The following is a 16,873-nucleotide window of genomic DNA, read 5'->3' on the forward strand; positions in this document are numbered from 1 at the left end:
ATTCCGGATGGAACAAATCTGATTCTTCATTCTGATCAAGGCTGGCAGTATCAGATGTATGATTATCAGAGGCGACTGAAAGAAAAAGGAATCAGGCAAAGCATGTCGCGAAAAGGCAACTGTCTTGATAATTCGGTAATGGAGAATTTCTTTGGATTGCTTAAATCTGAGCTTTTTTATTTACAGGAATTTGAATCTGTTGAACATTTCAAAAAAGAATTAGTTGAATATTTGTCTTGGTACAACGAAAAGAGAATTAAGGTTAAATTAAAAGGACTGACCCCTTTACAATTTAGGAATCAGTCCTTAAAATCAGCCTAGTTAAAGTGTCCAATAATTGGGGTGCACTTCAGAATAGCTCGCTTTTTTATTTTCTGGGTCGACAGGATTCGAACCTGTGGAATGACGGCACCAAAAGCCGTTGGCTTACCGCTTGCCGACGACCCAAAGATGCCTAGTATTATATAATATTTTAGTCGTCTGGGGAAGTACCTGTTTCAACATGACCGGCATTATATTCTGCGAGGATTTTGTCCTGCAGTTCGGTACGGAACTCTGGGCTGATAGGATGGGCTACATCCTTGTATTCCCCGTTGGCAGTTTTTCGGCTTGGCATTGCAATGAACAGGCCGCTTTTGCCTTCGATAATTTTTACATTGTGAACAACAAAGCAGTTATCAAAAGTAACTGTAACGTAAGCACGGAGCTTACCTTCGTCCTCAACCTTTCTAATTCTCAATTCGGTAATCTGCATAAATCATCTACCTCCGCAAAATTACACCGCAAAACTATAATCTTATACAGTCCGCGCTAATTTACAGTTCCAAGAATCTGCGAGTTTTTCTACTGCAGATTCAGCCAGCTGCCTGGAAGCAAATACCCCAAAAACTGTTGAACCGGAGCCTGACATTTGTGCGTAATTACAGTTCAGGGCTTTTAAAGCCTCAATTGCTCGCCCAATCTCTTCGTATTTTTTAGAAATCACGGGCGTAAAAGTATTAATAAAAGTCCAGTTTTCCGGCGGCTTTCTGTAAACCAGCTCTAGCTCATCAAATTCAGGACTTACCAAAACTTTTCCACCGGCAAAAGCCTCATCCACCAGAGCATAAGCTTCTTTAGTGGAAGAGCTCACCTTAGGAAAAATCAATACCAGGAAAAGGTCTTCTCGCCCATGGATTTTCTTTACCACTTCACCACGACCAGATACCAGAGCACAGCCCCGGCCTTGTTCATCGCAGTGCATAAAGAAAAAAACATCACTGCCTGTCTCGGCAGCAATATTATCCAGATCGCTGTCAGATAACCTTACGTTACAAAGCTTTTCAAGCATTCTTACCAGAGCGGCTGCATCAGAAGAACCACCGCCAAGGCCTCCTCCAGAAGGAATTCCCTTCTTTAGTTCAACCTTAACACCTGGCACCTCACAGTCCACAACCTTACAAAATGCATTGTAAGCCTTTGTAAGAGTATTATTCTCAGGCAGTTCCATGTCGCTGCAATGCACAAAACAGCCTTTTTCTGCTGTTACTGTCAAAGTCAACTCGTCAAATAAATCAACAGTCTGGAAAATACTCTCAATGCCATGAAATCCGTCTGCACGTCCGGGAAGTACCCGAAGACCAAAATTTATTTTTGCATACGCCCAGCCAGAAATTTCATGTTCCATTAATATAATTATATACTACTTTTGCTAGTAGTCAAACTTTTTTCGTTTATGACTTTTGTCTCAAAAGTCATAAAAAAACTTTTAAATTTTATAAATCTATTGTAAAATTAAATATCAATAAAAAAAAATTGAACTAAATAATAAAAAGTTTTGGAGTTAAAAAATGAAAAAATCAGTTTTCGCATTAATTTTCCTTTTATTATCTGTTTTTGTTTATGCTGATAATCCTGAGCCTCAGGAAGAAGAACCGCAGCTTTTTTATGTAATTACCGCAGAAGAATTACAGCACTTTTTCCAATGCTGGAACTGGCTGCAAAATTGGGAAGAGGGTAAAATTAAAATTCCTGATGATGAATTTGCAAGGGTATATGAAAATCAGATCGGAAAGAAGCTTTTTTCTGCAATGCTTTATGAAAGCTTTTTTATAAACACAAAGAATAAAAATATTCAGAAACAGGTTAAAAAATATATTCAGAAAAACAATCTGGAAGAACAGCCTTTTGAAAAAGCCCTGTTGAAAAAATACAGTTCAAAGAAAACAACCAGTAAACAGGGAGATAAGAAAGTTATTCAATATTCTTATAAGGATTCTGAATTTGATGAGAATATAAATCTGTCAGATTTTTATGAAGTACATCCTTTTAATGATGAATTTGGAATTATGCTGTTCAATAATGACTGGAATGTTATGGCGAAACGGTCTATGGAAACTAAACAGCCAGTTGATGAAAAGAAATTAATTTACATCATTGGCGGTGGAACAAACTCCATGACAATAACTGTAGAAGAATATGAAAATGTAACAGTAAATAATGTAAAAGATATAATCAATATTACAAAACTGGATAATATTTCACAAAAGTATAATGATGACTGGTTTTTTGCAGAACCTGAAAAAATCGGTATACTGGAGAACTGTGGTGTTGATAATTATTATGTAGGATATGGTATAGGCCCTGATTACTTTGTTCCAGAAATTGCCTGTGCAGATTTTGTAACTTGCATGTATAAGAAAAGTACAAACAAAGTTTATAAAATGCATATATATATGAATTATTCGAAAATTAATATAAATTATGAAATACGTAATAGAATCTATAACTATTTGAAGTTCTTTACCTTATTCTGCTATTGTGATTAACAGTAACTTGTCCCAGTCTTGAATAACTTACTGATTTCTGTTAATATTGTTCAATATTTTTAAGGATATAAGGAGCTTTAAGAAAATGAGTAAGCAGACACTCGAAGCAAAACTTCGTACAGCTACTGGTAAAACAGCTGCTAAAAATCTTCGCAAAGAAGGACGTATCCCTGCCGTTGTTTACAATTCAAAGGGCGAGGCTACATCTATCGAAGTTGGCGAAGTAGAATTCAACAAGATCTGGAGAACTATCACTCCAACAACTTCTATCACTCTTAACGTTGATGGAAAAGAATCTCTCGCTTTGATCAAGGACGTTGAATACAACATCCGTAACGACAAAGTTCTTCACGCAGATTTCTTTGCACCAGATGCAGACGAAAAACTCGTTATGAAGATTAAGATCCACTACACAGGAACTCCAGCTGGTGTTCTTAAGGGTGGTTTCAAGAAAGAACGCAATAACGAAATCAAAATCAAGGCAGCTATTGCTGACCTTCCAGAAACAATCACAGCTGATATTTCAGGAATCAACGTTAGTGAAGCTCTCCGCGTAAAGGATCTCAAGCTTGACAGCAAGGTTGAAGTTCTTACAAGCGCTGAACTCCCACTCGTAACTGTATCTCCAGCTCGTGGTTAATTTCCACACCGCAAGGTACTCGCTAATTAGCACTTTTTAGTGTATAATAAAGACTGTTCTGTTTTCAGAACAGTCTTTTTTTTATGTGTGAGTTTGAGAAGAAAGTTTGGAATGGTTTAATTGAATGCGGCTTACAGCTGGATTCTCCTGCCGGAAAAGTTATTGGCGGAGGTCAGCGCATCGGTGTTGCCGTATCGGGTGGAGCAGATTCTGTTTCGCTGCTGCTTTCTCTCTCTCAGTTTTTTTCTCCTTTATATGTAATCACTGTAAATCATAATATACGGCCGGCTTCGGAGAGTCGCGGCGATGTGGACTTTGTTCTTGAAGTATGCGAAAGACTTCGCCGTGAGGGACGGCAGATTGAATGCGATGTCGTGGAACTTGAGCGAGGGGCTGTTGCGGCAGAAGCGGAGAAGCGCGGCGGTGGTATAGAAGAAGCAGCTCGGTATTTACGTTACGCGGCGTTCGGACGTTTTGTGACGGAGCGGGGCTTGGATGCTCTATGCCTTGCACATAACCGGAACGATCAGCTGGAGACGGTGCTTATGCGCTTTTTGCAGGGAAGCCCCGCGGAGGCTGCGGCTGGTATCAGAGCGCGGCGGGAATGTTTTATAAGGCCGCTGCTGGGAGTAACGCGGCGGGAAATCGAGGAATATGTGGCTAGCCGGGGCTTTGAGTGGCGGACGGATAAAACTAATTATGAGACGGATTATCTTCGTAATAAGATACGGCTTAAGCTTGTTCCATTTCTTGATGAAAACTTTTCCGGCTGGCAGACTGCAGTTCTTAATGGAGCTCAGAAAGCTGCTGAAGATTCAAGGCTTATACAATCATGCATAGAAAAATATCCTCTTGTACTTACAAAAGACGGTTCAGTTGAACTCCCTTTTTCAGATTTTCTTTCAGCTCCTGATGCTGTAAAATACCGTCTTTTACTTGAGGCTTGCAATAAAGCCGGTGAGACATCCCGTATACCTCATCAGTTTCTCAAAGATGTAATTTCTGTTTTTAATAACAAAACTGCTAATAATTATGATTATTCTTTTTCAAAGCATTTTTCTGATATAGACATCATCTGTGAAAAAAATCATCTTTTTGTAAAAAAACACACAGAAAACAATACGGATTTGTTTTTTTCTGATATAATAGAAGAAACTGGAACATTTGAGTTTCCTTTCGGGTTTTTAAATGTTTTTAATTACAGGGAGCAGAATGGACAGGGCTTTGTTTCTGTCAGTGCTGCAGAAGGAAGTGTTATAGACTGTGTTCCGATTCCTTTTCTGGTAAGGAATACAGGTCCAGGTGATACTGTAATCTGTGCTGATAAATCGGAAAAAAAAGTTTCTGATATTTTTTCAGACTGGCATGTTTCATCTGCTGAACGCCCGCTTATCCCGGTAATTCAGATTTTGAATGAAAAATCCCAGAGCATAAAAGCTGTTCTTGGTGGATTTTTAGGATATAAGGATTGGATTGTAAAGTTATGAAAAAGTTAGTAATTAGTTGTCTTTTTTCGTTAGTTATTTCCTTTTCTGTAATTGCGCAGAATTCTGCTGCAGCGGCAAATAAAAATACTGCACTGCGATGTTTAAAACTTGCTGAAAACTGTCTTGTTGCCGGAGACTGGCAGAATGCTTTAAGTCAGGCTGAACTTGGACTTTCATATGATAATTCAATTTCTGATCTTTATTATATAAAGGCTGCAGCTTCTCTTAATCTTGGTGGAACTAAGGCTGCTGCTCTCCGTCTTTTATCTTCTGCTTTTGAACGTTCAAGCTGGGCAGGGTATACAAAGAATGGAGCTCGTATTTTCCTTGCAGATCTTCTTTCTGATACAGGTCTATATGAAGAATCTCTTTCTGTTATTGATAGTGAACCATTTATTTATTCTGCAGATGCAGAGTTTATCCGTATAAAGAATTATTATCGTATTGGAACTAAAGATTCTTTGAGTCAGGCTCGTCAGAGACTTAATAGTGACCGCAGAGTTTATCCATCTGATCAGCGTTTTTCTGAAATCTTTTTCATGTTTGAATCACTTTTTATGAGTGAAGCTGAACGAGATGGTCTAAAATATACTATCCCTCAGATTGTAATTACAATTGCAGATTCTTATATAGCAAAACTACCTGATTATTCAGACAGAAATCAGGAACTCGAACTGATGGCTGTTTCTTTTGCCCGTGGAGAGGAAAAACACCGTCTCATAAAAGCAATCGACGCCAAGAACAAGAACCTTAGTGCGCTGCTTGCTATTGCAGCCTTACGTGCCGGCATTTACACTGATGAGCAGGCTTTTGATATGTTCTTCAGCGCTTCCGGTTCTGAACTCTCTCTTGATTTACTTGAAACTTTTATTGCACTTCTTTCTGATGAAGCTGTAATTCAGCGTGCTGCAGAAACTCTTGCTGATTATACAGGAACTCTTTATATCGATGAAAATATGGACCTTCAGTATGAGTTTACAGTTCAATATGAAAATGGCCGTCCTCAGTATATAAAATATGATGGAAATAACGATGGTGAAACAGAACTTTATTCTTCTTGTGATTTTGGTGCTCCGATTTTTGTTTATTTCAATACAAGTCGAATTCAATTCTTCTATGATACTTTTCCGAGAATTTCAAAGGTTCATTATTCAGATAATAATCTGATCTTCAATTTCCTTCATGATGATTTTGTATTTTCACCTTTTGATTTTATGACTGATACAGTTTTTGCACGTACTGGAGCAGAATTCTATATTCCATATATTTCAAAAGAAATTGCAATTCCTCTCCCTCAGGAACTCATTGAAAAGGCATCAAGTTTTGAACTTCCTGTTACTGAGCGTGATGACGCAAAAATTGTTTATACTCTTTCTGGTGGAAATATCGTATTTGCTGAGTTCTACGAAAAGAATAAACGTTATGCTTACTGTGATTTTACAAAAGAAAGCTCTCTCGTTCGTTTTGTTGATTATGATAATGATGGCAGTTTTGAAACTACAGAGTTTTATTCAGAAATACCTTTTGCACAGGATGGTCTTCGCTCAGAAGAAAATAACCGCATTGTTTCAAGTGTATTCAACTTCATAGATGGCCGTTCAGATCTGTATCTCCGCAAAATTCAGGTGGATAGAAATGCAAATACTTTCTGCGAGTTCTCAGAGGAATATCTGGAATATAATGGAAAGGTAACTATCTGGGATAATGATGATAATGGGCTTCCAGACTGTCAGTACATTCGCTATCCGCAGAAAACAGATGAGTCATTAATCGAAGAGTCTTTGTATTTTGATTCAAATGGACTTCAGATTCTTTCAATCACTCTGGCTGATGGTGTGCCTGTTAAAATGAATTCAGAAGGCACTGAGGTTATTGTATATGCCGGAGAAACTGAGGGACTCTATTGGATTGATCAGAAAGGAACTTTAGATGAAGAGACTTCTGTTTTAGATTTTGTTTCACGCGGTCTTGAACAGGGAAAAATAGATTTGTTTGATTATGAAGAACAGAGAATATCAGTTATAAAGGTTGGTTCTTCTTATTTCTGTCGTAAAGTTCCTGCAACTGTTGTGCCGCTTGAAGAAGGAGCTGCTGAATAATATGAAACTGTTAGTAAAGTTTTTCTCAATTGCAAGCTTATTGGCCTGTGTATTATTTTGTGTTTCCTGTAAATCTGTTCGTCAGCCGGCTTCTGTTCCAGAGCCTTTAAACTATTCTGATGAAGATATCGTTCAAAATGAAATTGAACGCATCAATTCTTTTATGGAAAAAGAACCTGTAAGAGCTTTATGGCGGGCAAGTCTTCTTGGACGAGAAGATGTGATTGAACGATGTATTGATTATCTTTCGACTCGTCTGGAAGCTTCAATCGAAGATAAAAATTATCTTGATGCAAAAAGATATTATAAATCCATTATTGCTGTAAAGCCGGACTGGAAAGCAAAGACTTATTCCTATTCGCAGATTGAAAAACTTGCTTATGCTGATATTCCTGGAATTACAAGTGTAAATAAAAAGGTACCTTCAAAGATTTCAGAATGTATGAAGGCTGCTGTTACTATATGGGTAGACCGTGGAGTAAAAGTTAAAAATGGTGCCGGCTATGCAGACGTAATAATTGGTTCTGGCTTTTTTATTGATGAACGCGGATATATTGTAACAAATCATCATGTAATTGATTCTATGGTAAATCCGAAATATGAAGGTTATTCTCGTTTATATATAAAGCTTTCTGATGATAATCTGACAAAGATTCCAGCAAAGGTTGTTGGTTATGATTCTTTGCTTGATCTTGCACTGCTTAAAGTAGAAATTGTTCCGGAATATGTTCTTAATCTCGGTTCAAGTACAGACCTGGAAATAGGAGATAAGATTTCTGCAATAGGAACTCCTGTTGGTCTTGAAGGAACTCTTACTTCCGGTATTGTTTCATCTTTTGACCGTAAACTGCTTGCTCTTGGAAATGTATTTCAGATTGATGCAGCTGTAAACTCAGGTAACTCAGGTGGTCCGTTAATCGACAGTAATTTAAAAGTACAGGCAATTGTTTTTGCAGGAATGCTTCAGTTGCAGGGCTTAAATTTTGCAATTCCTGTTGAATATCTTAAGCAGGAGCTTGTTTATCTTTATGGCCGCGGTGAGATTATTCATCCATGGATCGGCTGTTTTGGAAATACAAAACGTGAAGGACTTAAAAAGCAGGGACTCGAAGTTCAGTATGTACTTTCCGGAGGCTCTGGATTTATGTCCGGCTTGAAACCTGGCGATGTTATTACATCATTTGATGGAAAACAGATTTCATCTCTTGATGATTTTAATTTTATGATGATGTCGTATGAAACAGAAACTATAGTAGAATGCTGTTATATTTCTGCAGATGGTGAAGAAAAGAAATGTCTTGTATATCTGGATAAAAGACCGGAAAATCCATCTGTAACAGTTTATAATTCAGATTTGATTACCAGTTCTTTTGTTCCTCTTTTTGGAATGAAATTGATTCCTTCATCGACAACAAACAGAAATTCCTATACAATAGAAAAAATTATTCTGGGAAGTACTGCAGACCAGATGAGTTTTTCTGAGAATGATTCTGTAACTATAAATGGTGTTCAGATTGATCAGAAGAATGAAGTTATAATAACAACACTTGCAACGAAAAGAAAAAAGAAGGCTTTTCTTGATGTATCTATGAGTCTTGCGACTAGTCTTGATAGCCCGTATTATTTTTAATTTGTGATTCAGGAGCTTTAAAATGACCGAAATGAAATATAAGCGCAACTTCTGTATTGTTGCTCACATCGACCACGGAAAATCAACTTTGTCTGACCGTCTTATTCAGAAGGCAAAGATTATTGATGACCGCAAGATGATGAACCAGATTCTCGACAATATGGATATTGAACGTGAACGTGGTATTACAATCAAAAGTCAGGCTGTAACAATTCCTTATCACGCAAAGGACGGTCACGACTACGAATTGAACTTCGTTGATACTCCTGGCCACGTAGACTTTTCTTATGAAGTTTCACGTGCTATTGCTTCCTGTGAAGGGGCTCTTCTTTTGATTGATGCAACTCAAGGAGTAGAAAGCCAAACTGTTTCGAATATGTATATGGCTCTTGAGCATGATCTTACAATGGTTCCAGTAATCAATAAGATTGACCTTGCATCTGCTGATATTGAATCCTGCAAACATCAGATTGATAATGAGCTTGGACTGGACTCTGCAGACGCTATGTGTGTTTCTGCAAAGACAGGCGAGGGAATAGATGAACTTCTCGAAGCAATTGTAACAAAGTTCCCGGCTCCAACAGGAGATCCTAACGGAAAACTTGCGGCTTTGATTTTTGACTGCCACTATGATGTTTACCGCGGAGTAGTTGTACATGTTCGTGTTATGGAAGGTCGTCTCAAGACTGGGGACCTTATTAAAATGATGAGCACAAACACTCAGTACAAAGTAGAGCAGTGTGGTATCTTCAAAATCAATTACGAAGAAACTGGAGTGCTTGAAGCTGGTGATGTAGGTTATATTATTTCCGGTCTCAAAACTGTTAGCGATGTTAAAGTTGGAGATACAATTACTTCAGTAGAGGGCGGTGTAGATGAGCCGCTTCCTGGTTTTAAGGAAGTAAAGCCTGTTGTATATTCTTCAATCTATCCAATGGATTCAAATGATTATGAAGAACTTAAAGACAGTATGGAAAAACTCAAACTTAATGATGCAAGTTTGATTTATGAAAAGGATAATTCGCTTGCTCTCGGTAACGGTTTCCGATGTGGCTTCTTAGGTCTTCTTCACCTTGAAATCATTCAGGAACGTCTTGAGCGCGACTTTGACCAGGCTGTAATCTTTACAGCACCTAGCGTACGTTATCTTCTTCATCTCCAGAACGGTGAAGATATGTATATTGATAATCCTTCAGAATATCCTCAGGGACGAATTAAGGATGCTGAAGAGCCATATATCAAGGCTTCAATCATCACTCCTTCTGAGTTCCTTGGTTCTATTATGGCTTTGTGTACAGAAAAGCGCGGTGTTCAGACAAACATGCAGTACCTCGACACAAAACGCGTTGAGCTTACTTATGAGATGCCTCTTTCTGAAGTTCTCTTTGATTTCTATGACCGTCTTAAGAGCTATAGCCGCGGTTATGCTTCTTTTGATTATGAAGTTACCGGCTATCGTGCTACAGACCTCGTAAAGGTTGATATTCTTTTGAACGGAAAGATTGTCGATGCACTTTCACTTTTGACTTTCCGTCAGAATGCTGTAGACCGTGCACGCAAGGTTTGTGAACGCCTTAAGAATGAGATTTCAAGACAGCAGTTCAAGGTTGCAATTCAGGGTGCTATCGGTGGACAGATTATTGCCCGCGAAACTGTAAACCCTGTTCGCAAGGACGTTCTTGCTAAGTGTTATGGTGGTGATATCACACGTAAGCGCAAGCTTCTTGAAAAACAGAAGGAAGGTAAAAAGCGCATGAAGATGATCGGTGATGTAGAACTTCCACAGAGCGCATTCCTTGCTGTTCTTAAAGAGAATGATGATCAGTAAGATTTATTATAAACTCTGTGAATAATGATACTTGAATACGGAGCAGAAAAAGACCAAAGGTTGCCTTGAGCCGATACTGACCTGTGTGCTTAGTCCGTGCATACAGAGCGAAGCGACGAGGCTCACCCGCAACCTTTGGGATTTTTCAGCGGGAGTGTTCAAGTATCATTTTTTACAGATATTTAAAAAAGAAATCGATTTCTGTTCTGATTCTATTTAAGAACGACTGATTCATTGAGAACTTCCAGCCATCTGCAAAATGCAGATACAGATATTCTCTAGGTTCTACAATATTTGCGATTTCTTCAGATAATTTTTCACCGGTGAATTCTGTCTTTCCTGTCAGTAAATCGCGCAGATATTCCAGTGCTTTCTTTTCATTTTCCAGATAGTTTTGAATTTCATTCTTGTGGCTTTGAGAAAAAGCTGATGTTTTAATATTCAGCTCTTTCTTTTCAGAAGGTCCTGGAAACGCTCTTGGAATTGCTAATGGAATACCACATTCTCCAGAATCAAAAAGGTTCTTTGTGTCGCCAAAAAGGTTGTTGAACATTATGGCATAATTTTTAAGCGATGGGGTAGTTATAAACTTTCTGCCGCTTTTGTCTGTGAACTGTTCTGTTCCTGTCCCGTATGCAGTGCTGTAATTTGCAATGCTGTTAATTCTGTTACCTGTAATGAGCCGCAGAATATGAGCCAGAGCATTCTTTGTATGTGTTATACCAGTTGAGTAAGAAAAATCCAGTCCTGAAATATAAACAGGAACTGATTCATCCTTACGGAATTTTAATGCATAATATACTGCTGTAAGGCCTACAGAACCGAACGGCAGATTTGCTGGCGGCATAAACGATTTACTTATCAGATTCTCAATAAAACTTGCTTTTGTGTATTCTGTAAAGAAGTAGGAAATATTCTTAGAGCCTGCTTTATGGGCAAGATTTGGAATTGATGATAATCCTGCAAAAATATGAATATCTTCCGGAACTCCAATAAAAGCCTTTGTTATAACAGACTGAGCTTCTTCTATAAAAACTCCGTCTGGTCGGATTCCGTTCTTTAAGAGAGGCTGCAATGCTGTGTCGGCACATAGAATGAAGTAATTTGATAAATTTGATTGATTCTCATTTTGTGCTTGTAATGACGAAATCAGCTTCTGAGTGCTTTCTCCAGCACCAAAGACTATAATTGGTTTTTCTATTGTATTAAAAAAATCAGTTATAGGCTTTGAATCAGAAAGATAATGAAGGTTTTCAAAAAGATTTTTAGAATAACGTCGACCGAACTTTGTGAGTGTAATTCGATTCTTCCAGAATGTCATTACAGAGTCTGAGCAGGCTGTAAAAAGTTTGTCATAATATTCTTTATGAAATTGAGTTCCGGCAGACATATCAAGTCGTGTAACGCGTTTGTAAAGGCCTGTAGTTGCTAAATCATAAAGTCTAAGAGAAAGATTATTTAATTCAGCTGGTGTACAGTTAATGACTCTGTTATCAGAAAATTGAAGAGTTTGTTCTACTGTCGTAAAATCAAAAAGTTCCTGTTCTACTTCACATAAAACTAAGAGGCAGTCAGATGGAAGCTTATTTAATAGTTCTATAATTCCATAACCGAGTAGAGGAGAACAGCAAAGAATAATTGTGCCAGGAAGAAGCTTAAGATTCTCAATGGAAGTAATAATATTTTTTTTAGGATTGTATTTAGAATAGAGAAGGTGTTCTTTGTATGAAACAGAAAAGCCCTGAGACGTCTCAATTTTTTGAACGGCACAGGGCTTTTGAATAATCTTTTCTTCCAATGATTATCTCATGTAGTTGTCGAAATAAACTGTGAGGAAGTTATCTTCAAGTTTATCACTCTTCATAATGATGCTTGTTGCTGATGACTGATCATAAGTAACAAGTGTATTTACGTTTACATCCTCATCATCTGAAGTTCCTTCTGTTGTATACTGAAGAACGATAACATTGTTGTTCAGTACAAGTGGTTCAGAAAGTTCATTGAGCTTAAGAGAGAATGCTGTTTTAAGGAAGTTTTCGTTATGTTCAGCATTTGACATTCCATCAGCTGAAGTATCAAGTGTATTCAAAACGCTTACATTTCCGTAGTTAAGAGGGAACTTAGCAATTTCGTTTGTCTTAACATTGAGCTTTGCAGCAGCTGCATCAAAATCAGAAGCCTTAGCTTCTTTGATGAAGTCATTTGCTTTTGCTGTGAAATAATCTTCAATAAGAGTCATTTCATAAGCTGAGATATAAGTTGAAACAGCTCTCTGAAGATCTTCTGTTGTGAAATCAGGTTTTGTTACAGAACCATCCATTTTGAAAATAGAGTAGCCTGAATTAGTCTGAATGATATCACTTGTTGCTCCAGAAGAAAGACCTGTGATTGAAGCAAGGTCATCTTTGTTAGCAAGGATATTTGAAATCTGATACTGGTAAGAGTTTGTGATTTTTCCATCAGAAGAAGAATAGCTCTTGTCTGAATATTCAGAAACAGCATCTTCAAATGTGATTTCATTGTTTGAAATACGTTTTGCGATAGATTCTGCTTTTGACTTTTCTTCTACTGTGATAACAGACATGTCATATTTGTTGAACAAAGCTGCATTCTGATTAGCAAACTTAAGTTTTTCATCTAAAGGATAGTCACTCTTTGAGAAAGCAGCCATCTTAAATCCACGCTGTTCTTTATTCATATCAGCAATAAACTTCTTTTCTGCTTCAGTATTCTTAAGACCATAAAGTGGTGTAAGACCAACTTTTTCGTTGTCAGAGGCAAAGTTGTCGTTTGCAAAACGGCTGGCAATAATAGATGCTTTTGCAGAATCGTGGAGTTCCTGCTTTACGCTTTCAGAAGCCTGTTTGTAGAGCTTTGAAGAGTAGTTACCTTTTTCATCCTGGAAGTAAGGGAGAATCTCTCTTGTTACTGCAGAATTAGGTGCTTCGTAGCCAGACTTTTTAACAGCATCTGAATAAGCATAATTCATTACTGTAGACTTGAAAGCCTGATTGAAAATCTGATAGTAAGTTGTCTGATCAAGCTGCTGACCATACATCTGATACATCTGGCCATACTGAGATACGAAGTTAGCGAACTCAGTTCCCTGCTCATATTTGATTTCCTTTCCATCATATTTTCCAAAAACTGGTGTGTCGCCACCCTGCTGGCGGCTTGTTCTGCCTTCAACTGCCGGAAGAACGACAAAACAGAATGCACAGATCAAAAGAATAACTAATGATCCGAGTGTGTAAACAGTATTTTTTTTCATAATAAAGTTTCCTTTTTTTTATGATATTTGATAAAAATGAATAAAATATTTTACCATATAATCATTGTGAAGTCTAGTTTTAAATTCTGCTGGTTGTCAGCTTGCTGTGTGTCTCATAACGTGCAACAGCTTCCTTAATCAGAAGCTCAACGAGGTCTGCAAATTTGAGGCCTGCAGCATCACACATCTTAGGGAACATACTAATTGGAGTAAAGCCCGGCAATGTATTGATTTCGTTGAGGTAAACAGCCTTAGTTTCGCGGTCAATAAAGAAGTCAACACGTGAAAGACCTGTTGCATCCAGAACTTTATATGCGGCACAGGCTGTTTTTCTGATTTTTTCGAGGTCATTTTCACTGAGCTCTGCAGGAATAATCAGATTTGCTCCATCAGGATCATTGTATTTTGCATCAAAATCATAAAAATCATGATTTGGAACAATTTCACCTGGAATATATGCTGTTACTTCTTCTACGTCGCTGTCTGAAGGGAAGGTTACTGAGTTTCCTGTAACGCTGCATTCAATTTCGCGTGCATTAGTCAAAGACTTTTCGATAAGAACCTTGTCATCCCATTCAAAAGCTTCCATAATTGCAAAGTTGAGTTCCTTGCGGTCGTTTGCTTTAGAAGCACCGTTAGAACTACCTGCACAGCAAGGCTTTACAAACATAGGATATCCGAGTTCTTTTTCAGTCTCTTCGATAACTGAATCATAAACGATACTGTCGAGAACAACCGAGCGCTTTACACAAACGTAAGGTACAACAGGAAGTCCAACACTCTGCCAGATCAGCTTTGTCTTTTCCTTATCCATTGTGATTGCAGATGCGAGTGGTGTACAGCCGACATAAGGAATGTCTGCCATTTCAAAAAGTCCCTGAATAGTACCGTCTTCACCATAAGTTCCGTGAAGGGCAGGGAATACTACATCAATGTCTAAAGGCTTGCCGCCAGCTAGAAAGGCGTTCTTTCCACCTGCTGGAACAATAGTAACAGCCTTGCTTTCATCTTCTGTAATTGTAAGAATAGCTTTTGTGTCTTTGCACACTCTTTCATATTCAGAATCAGGCTGTAAATACCATTTACCAGACTTTGTAATTCCAATAAGAATTACCTTGTGTTCTTTGCTGATTCCACTTGCTATGGCCGCTGCAGAAATCAAACTAACTTCGTGTTCGCCCGAACGGCCTCCGTATATAACTGCGATATTCATAGCGGGTTTAACCTCCTTAAAAACCCGATAAACGGGCATGTCAAGGCTTTAAGCGTAGCGTGCCTTGACGTGCCCGTATATCACGGCTGTTGTCTTTATTTATATAATTCTTTTAATGCCTTTTTAGCCTCAGAAATTTCATCATAAGGCATTGTATAGTCTTTATAAATAATGCTGTTTTCGTGTGACTTTCCGAGCAGCAGAACGATGTCTCCTTTCTGTGCCATTTTGAAAGTTTCTCGGATTGCCTGTGGTCTGTCATGGATAATAAAAAGATTTTCATCCATAACTTTTCCCTCTTTGATAGCGCCTTCTGCAATCATCTTGAGAAGTTCAACCGGGTCTTCTCCACGAGGGTCTTCATCTGCAAGTACAACTACGTCGCAGAACTTAGCAGCAATCTGGCCCTGGAGAGGACGCTTTGTAAGATCACGTTCTCCTCCACTACCAAACAAAGCAAAAATGCGTCCGTTACAGCGTTTGCGCAACGGTGGGAAAATTGTTTCAAAACTTGAAGGTGTATGAGCGTAATCTACAATAAGTTCAAAAGGTTGCCCTTCATCAATAACAGTCATACGGCCTTTGATTGGTGTGAGCTCAGGAACCTTTGCAGCAACCTCTTCAAAAGAAAGTCCTGTAACACTGCTTACTGCAGTAATTGCTGCCATCAGATTGTAAGCATTGAAAGCGCCTGGAAGAGATGCCTTTACACTGAAGTGACTTTTTCCGCGTGGCTGTACCGGATCATAGTTTTCAGGGTAAATACCATTTTCTCCATCTGCATCAACATCAAATGTAAGACCATAAGTTGCAGAGGCAATATTGCGGGCTGTCATATAGCGGAGATTTTCAGGGATAGGTGGAAGCGGAGTAGCATTGCTGCCTGTTTCTGCCGCTGCTTTTCCAGCCTTGCCTTCTGTTGTAAAGCCGTAAACGTTGTGCTTTGTGGCTTCAATAAAATATGTTGCAGAAGGATCCTCCAGATTTACTATTCCGATAGAATTGATTTTCTGTTTTTCTCCGGCAATAGTCTTAATGTGATTATGCTTATCGAGTGCACGGAAAAGATTTGCCTTATCGTTGCGGTAAGTTTCAAAGTTTTTGTGGAACTCAAGGTGCTCGAGTGTAACGTTCATAAATACACCGCAGTCAAAAAGAATCTCGCCGCAGCGGTTGAGTTTTGTAGAAAGTCCATGAGAAGAAGTTTCTACAACAGCGTACTTACAGCCGTTTTCAAGCATTTCATTTAAGTGATGCTGGATAATTGGAGCTTCTGGAGTTGTCTGATGCTGTGGATTTGGAAGAGCATCTCCACCAAAAGAATATTCAACAGTAGAAATAAAACCAGCCTTGTGGCCGCAGGCACGAAGCAGCTGCCAGATAAAACTTACAGTACTGGATTTTCCTTCAGTACCTGTTACACCGATAACGATGAGCCGTTCACTCGGGTTATCATAAAAACGGGCTGAAAGAGGTGCCATTGAAAAACGAGCATCCGGCACATTGATGAGGGCAGGGGCAAATTTTGGCATTTCATTTGAAATAGCGTTATCAATAGTGCGCTTTATGATTGCCTGAGCTACATCCTCTTTCTGAGAAGATGTAAGTTTACCCTGAAAAACAACAGCATTTGCGCCGGCAAGAATAGCCTGCTCAATGTAGTTGTTACCATCTGTATGAGTACCAGGAAGGGCAAAGAAAAGTGAGCCCGCAGTTACTTCGCGTGAATCAAACACAAGGCTTGATATCTGTATATTATTAATTTCTGATAAATCAGTTATTGTACTTCCGTCAGCTGCTACAACAGTATTCTTAAAAGCCGGCAGAATCTGTGAAAGTTGTTTTGTCATTCTTCTATTATATATGTTTGCGCAAAAATATAAAAGTGATATAATCGC

13 protein-coding genes and 1 tRNA gene are annotated in these 16,873 nt (G+C 38.5%); 7 read left to right on the plus strand and 7 right to left on the minus strand.

What is annotated here, in order from left to right; genetic code table 11:
• Window positions 1-321 (plus strand): IS3 family transposase (locus BMY21_RS12000; protein ID WP_177177731.1); only part of this gene is annotated, 321 nt, incomplete at its 5' end.
• 53 nt (window positions 322-374) lie between these two features.
• Here the strand turns inward: BMY21_RS12000 and BMY21_RS12005 are convergent.
• From BMY21_RS12005 to ispE, 3 genes are all read right to left on the minus strand, one after another.
• Window positions 375-447 (minus strand) — tRNA-Gln (locus BMY21_RS12005).
• Between the two features lie 25 nt (window positions 448-472).
• The gene (gene spoVG / locus BMY21_RS12010; protein ID WP_022933210.1) at window positions 473-754 is read right to left on the minus strand and encodes a septation regulator SpoVG; all 282 of its coding nucleotides are present in this window, start codon (window positions 752-754) and stop codon (window positions 473-475) included.
• A 42-nt stretch (window positions 755-796) separates the two neighbouring features.
• Window positions 797-1,666, minus strand: a complete 870-nt coding sequence (gene ispE, locus BMY21_RS12015) for a 4-(cytidine 5'-diphospho)-2-C-methyl-D-erythritol kinase (protein WP_074644572.1) — start codon at window positions 1,664-1,666, stop codon at window positions 797-799.
• Window positions 1,667-1,829: 163 nt separating this feature from the next.
• Between ispE and BMY21_RS12020 the strand changes: the two genes are divergently transcribed.
• The 6 genes from BMY21_RS12020 to lepA all read left to right on the plus strand — a co-directional run bounded on the left by BMY21_RS12020 (window position 1,830) and on the right by lepA (window position 10,491).
• Window positions 1,830-2,807 carry a hypothetical protein gene (locus BMY21_RS12020; RefSeq protein ID WP_074644575.1) on the plus strand — a complete coding sequence of 326 codons (978 nt, stop codon included), beginning with the start codon at window positions 1,830-1,832 and terminating at the stop codon, window positions 2,805-2,807.
• A gap of 85 nt (window positions 2,808-2,892) precedes the next feature.
• Window positions 2,893-3,447 (plus strand): 50S ribosomal protein L25, encoded by a 555-nt coding sequence (locus BMY21_RS12025; protein ID WP_074644577.1) that lies wholly within the window; start codon window positions 2,893-2,895, stop codon window positions 3,445-3,447.
• 83 nt (window positions 3,448-3,530) lie between these two features.
• Window positions 3,531-4,934 (plus strand): tRNA lysidine(34) synthetase TilS, encoded by a 1,404-nt coding sequence (tilS, locus tag BMY21_RS12030; protein WP_074644579.1) that lies wholly within the window; start codon window positions 3,531-3,533, stop codon window positions 4,932-4,934.
• On the plus strand, window positions 4,931-7,033 hold the full coding sequence (locus BMY21_RS12035) for a hypothetical protein (protein WP_074644581.1): 2,103 nt from the start codon (window positions 4,931-4,933) through the stop codon (window positions 7,031-7,033). The genes tilS and BMY21_RS12035 overlap by 4 nt, the downstream gene beginning before the upstream one ends.
• 1 nt (window position 7,034) lies before the next feature.
• The gene (locus tag BMY21_RS12040) at window positions 7,035-8,663 is read left to right on the plus strand and encodes a S1C family serine protease (RefSeq protein WP_074644583.1); all 1,629 of its coding nucleotides are present in this window, start codon (window positions 7,035-7,037) and stop codon (window positions 8,661-8,663) included.
• 22 nt (window positions 8,664-8,685) lie between these two features.
• Window positions 8,686-10,491 carry a translation elongation factor 4 gene (gene lepA / locus BMY21_RS12045; protein ID WP_074644584.1) on the plus strand — a complete coding sequence of 602 codons (1,806 nt, stop codon included), beginning with the start codon at window positions 8,686-8,688 and terminating at the stop codon, window positions 10,489-10,491.
• A gap of 172 nt (window positions 10,492-10,663) precedes the next feature.
• On the opposite strand, the gene BMY21_RS12050 is transcribed toward lepA, so the two are convergent.
• The 4 genes from BMY21_RS12050 to BMY21_RS12065 all read right to left on the minus strand — a co-directional run bounded on the left by BMY21_RS12050 (window position 10,664) and on the right by BMY21_RS12065 (window position 16,825).
• Entirely contained in the window at window positions 10,664-12,289 is a 1,626-nt protein-coding gene (locus tag BMY21_RS12050) for a 6-hydroxymethylpterin diphosphokinase MptE-like protein (protein ID WP_074644585.1), read from the minus strand.
• A 3-nt stretch (window positions 12,290-12,292) separates the two neighbouring features.
• Complete coding sequence (locus BMY21_RS12055; RefSeq protein ID WP_074644586.1) at window positions 12,293-13,762, minus strand: SurA N-terminal domain-containing protein; 1,470 nt, start codon at window positions 13,760-13,762, stop codon at window positions 12,293-12,295.
• A gap of 79 nt (window positions 13,763-13,841) precedes the next feature.
• Complete coding sequence (locus BMY21_RS12060) at window positions 13,842-14,975, minus strand: D-alanine--D-alanine ligase family protein (RefSeq protein WP_074644587.1); 1,134 nt, start codon at window positions 14,973-14,975, stop codon at window positions 13,842-13,844.
• A 95-nt stretch (window positions 14,976-15,070) separates the two neighbouring features.
• Window positions 15,071-16,825, minus strand: coding sequence for a Mur ligase family protein (locus BMY21_RS12065; protein ID WP_074644588.1), 1,755 nt, complete (start codon window positions 16,823-16,825; stop codon window positions 15,071-15,073).
• Window positions 16,826-16,873: the final 48 nt, after the last annotated feature.

The organism is Treponema bryantii, assembly GCF_900111035.1.
In the GTDB taxonomy this organism is placed as follows: Bacteria; Spirochaetota; Spirochaetia; order Treponematales; family Treponemataceae; genus Treponema_D; species Treponema_D bryantii_C.